Raw genomic sequence first — 3,242 nt, 5'->3', positions numbered from 1 at the left:
GCGATCGCGGTGCCGGCGAGCAGACCCAGGGATGCGATCCATGACTTGTAGAACTGTGGTTCGGTCATGTCCCCGAGCGCCCATTGCACGCGGGCCAGGCCGTCGCCGAGTTGGACGCGTTTCATCCAGTCGACGTAGGGCGTTCCGTACCCAGGGAGATGCGGGCTGAGTTGGACCAGCGCCGCGAAGAGCAGTCCGAAGGCGCCGACCACGATGACGCTTCCGATGAGTAGGCCCGGGAGCCGTAGTTCCTGTTGTTGCGCTGAGGTTTTGGAGTGTGTGGCGGTGGCGCCTTCTATTGGTGCCGCCGCGCGGGACGTGGTTCGTCCGGTGGGGGGTTGTTCAGGTGCGCTCATGCGGAGTGGCCTTCCGCGTTGGTGGGCGTCGTCATGCTCATCGGGCCAGGTGCCTGGCGCCGGTGTATCCGAGCAGCGGGTCGTAGAGGTCGGTTCTGCGGTCGCGGGCCAGGTCGTTGAGGTCGCTCCAGATCAGCGCCGATCGCGATGCTGCGAGGTCGAGATCGGCGTAGAGGGTGGTGGGTTCCTCGGCGTCGGCGATGTCGCCGATCGGCCAGCCGTTCGTGCCGGTAATCAGTGAGCAGCCCAGGAATTTGCCGCCGCGCTCCTCACCGACGCGGTCGGCGGCCACGATGGGAATGTTGTTGCTGTGTGAGGTGGCCATCGTCAGGTAGGAGGCCATGCAGTTTCCGGCCTTGTCGAACAGCGGTGGCGGGGTCCACACCCAGTTGTTGACCGAGCAGATGACGTCGGCTCCCTGCGCGGCGAGGATACGTGCGACCTCGGGAAACCAGATGTCCCAACAGATGAGTAGGCCGATGCGCCCAATGCGGGTGTCGAACACTGGGTAGGAGTCGCCGGTGGTGAAGATGAGCTTCTCGCGGTTCCACAGGTGGGTCTTGCGGTAGCGCCCGATGTAACCCTCGGGGCCGATGAGTACTGCGGTGTCATAGAGGTGGACGCCATCGACCTCGGCCACGCCGGCGACGATGTAGGTATTGGTGGTTTGGGCCGTCTCGATCCATGCCTGGCATGTTGGCCCGGTCGGGACTTCCTCGGCGTGCGCGTAGGCCTCCTCCTTGGTGTCGAAGGAGTAGCCGGTGCTGGCCAGCTCCGGGAGCACGATGAGCCGTGCACCCTTTGCGGCGGCGTCGTGGATGTGGCGGATCGACGCCGCGAGGTTGGCGTCCTTGTTCTCGACGCCGACGTGCATGTCGAATTGCACGGCGGCGACCTTGATCTGGTTGACGGCCGGGTTGGTGGATGACCTCATGAGCTGTCCTACTTCCTGATCGTTGGGATGACGACGCTTGGCTGTGTCTGCTGGTCAGCGCTTGGTGGTTTGGTGGTCGACGAATGACGTGCTGATGGGTCGTCGGCGCGGTCGGTGTAGCGCTCGGCGCGTCCGTGGAATGCGCGCACGATCTGGGTGCGGTCGGCGCCGGCGGCGAGCTGGGCGGCGAGCAGAATTCGCGCCTGGCTAGGACGCAGGAACCCCGCCGGTATGGCGCCGGCCGCGGTGAGGTCGACACCGCCACCGCCACCGCCGTAGACCGCGCGGATCGGGCCTGCCGACACTCGCGAGGACAACACGATGGGAATGCCGCCGGCGGTGTGAGTACCTACTGCTGCGGCGATGTCGCGATTTGCGTTGCCGTAGCCGGTGGCCTGGAGTACGAGTCCGCGTGACCCGGCAGCGACGAGCGCATCGATGGCGACGCTGTCGGCGCCGGGGTATAGCGCGACGGTGTCGACCCGGATGCCTGCGATGGCCACCGGCGACACCAAGCCGGTTTCGGCTCGTGCGAGCTTGCCATGCACCCGCACACATCCATCGACGACGATGCCGATGGGCCCGTTGTCGACGTCGAAGAAGGCTTCCAACGCGGTGTTGTGCACCTTCCGCGTGCCGCGGGCAGCGTGCAAGACCCCGGCAAAACAGACCAGCACTCCGAGATTGCGCGGCGTGGACGAGGCGGCGACGGCGATCGCGTCGCGCAGGTTGCGCGGACCGTCGCCCTCGGCGTCGTCGCAGCTGCGCTGAGCGCCGGTGAACACGACCGGACGCGGATCGTGGTGGAACAGGTCGACCAGCATCGCCGTCTCCTCCAGCGTGTCGGTGCCGTGAGACACCACGACTCCGCAGGTGGAGGAGTCGTCCAACGCTGCACGTACGGCGCTGTGAACTCGATCCATGTCGTCGAATGTCATCGCGTAACTGTTGAGCGATGAGACGTCGACTACGCGCACCGCGACGCCGTCCGGAGTCATCGCACTGGTAACCAATTCGTCACCCGGAACGGTGGCTACTTTGACCCCGTCGTTATCAGCGGTGCTGGCGATCGTTCCGCCGGTCGTGATGACCACCACAGTTCGCATCGCTACCCAATCGTTTGCGTCAATCGATTGGGGGAACGCTAGCAGTATGGTGGAGATCACCGCAATCGTTTGGGTGGAATGTGGTGCGGAGTGCTTCACTAGAAGCGACCGTCGGCCAGAAGGGGTAGCGGGTGACCGAGACACCAGTAGTGCCGCACCTGGACGACTCCGGCCGGCCGACGCTGCGCACCATTGGGGAACTCGCCGGGGTCAGCGTCTCGACCGTGTCGCGTGTCTTGTCGACCACCGGTGGCGACCCCGCCCGGTGGGCCTCGGTCCAGACGGTTGAGCGGATCAAACGGATCGCCCTCGAGGTGGGCTTCTCGAAGAATCCGCATGCTGCCGGTTTGCGTACCAGCCGCAGCAACTTGGTTGGTGTGCTAGTTCCCCGATTGACCGACATGGTGCTGGCCACCATCTATGAGGGAATCAGTGACTCGGCACGCAAGCTCGGGTATCAGACGTTCGTCACCAATAGCTACGACGAGGCAGAGCTTCGCAAAGAGGCCGCGGACATGTTGCTGGCTCGCCGCGTCGACGGGGTCATCATCGGTGACGCGGTGGTCGACGATGACGACCTGCTGACCTCGTTGGAGCGCCGCGAGGTGCCCTTCGTGCTGGTCAGCCGCCGCTCGGCGGACTATCCGAGCGTGACGTGCGACGACGTCGTCGGGGGTGGCCTGGCCGCCAGGCACCTCCTGGAGCAGGGCCACACCGAGGTGGCCATCATCGCCGGTGAGGCGTACTCAAGCACTTCAGTTGACCGCACCGCCGGATTCCGTGCGGTCTATGCCGGCGCCGGTCACCCCATCCCGCAGGCGAGGGTCCTTCACTGTCCCTTTGACG

The 3,242-nt window shown here is 65.4% G+C and carries 4 protein-coding genes; 1 reads left to right on the top strand and 3 read right to left on the bottom strand.

Features of this window, described 5'->3' with window-relative positions; genetic code table 11:
• The 3 genes from ACRDUX_RS37990 to ACRDUX_RS37980 all read right to left on the bottom strand — a co-directional run.
• Positions 1–356 (bottom strand): hypothetical protein (locus tag ACRDUX_RS37990; protein WP_526422238.1); only part of this gene is annotated, 356 nt, incomplete at its 3' end.
• Between the two features lie 37 nt (positions 357–393).
• Positions 394–1,290 carry a nitrilase family protein gene (locus tag ACRDUX_RS37985; protein ID WP_526422236.1) on the bottom strand — a complete coding sequence of 299 codons (897 nt, stop codon included), beginning with the start codon at positions 1,288–1,290 and terminating at the stop codon, positions 394–396.
• A gap of 8 nt (positions 1,291–1,298) precedes the next feature.
• On the bottom strand, positions 1,299–2,396 hold the full coding sequence (locus ACRDUX_RS37980) for an asparaginase (protein ID WP_526422234.1): 1,098 nt from the start codon (positions 2,394–2,396) through the stop codon (positions 1,299–1,301).
• Positions 2,397–2,527: 131 nt separating this feature from the next.
• Between ACRDUX_RS37980 and ACRDUX_RS37975 the strand changes: the two genes are divergently transcribed.
• On the top strand, positions 2,528–3,242 hold a 715-nt coding region (locus tag ACRDUX_RS37975; RefSeq protein ID WP_526422232.1), incomplete at its 3' end, for a LacI family DNA-binding transcriptional regulator.

Source organism: Mycobacterium sp. (assembly GCF_050701675.1).
Classification (GTDB): domain Bacteria; phylum Actinomycetota; class Actinomycetes; order Mycobacteriales; family Mycobacteriaceae; genus Mycobacterium.
This window is presented reverse-complemented; position numbering and strand designations above follow the sequence as displayed.

Bases quoted from the DNA above. Each gene is read 5' to 3' on its own strand.
- ACRDUX_RS37985 (WP_526422236.1), bottom strand. From the start codon at position 1,290: ATGAGGTCATCCACCAACCCGGCCGTCAACCAGATCAAGGTCGCCGCC.
- ACRDUX_RS37980 (WP_526422234.1), bottom strand. From the start codon at position 2,396: ATGCGAACTGTGGTGGTCATCACGACCGGCGGAACGATCGCCAGCACC.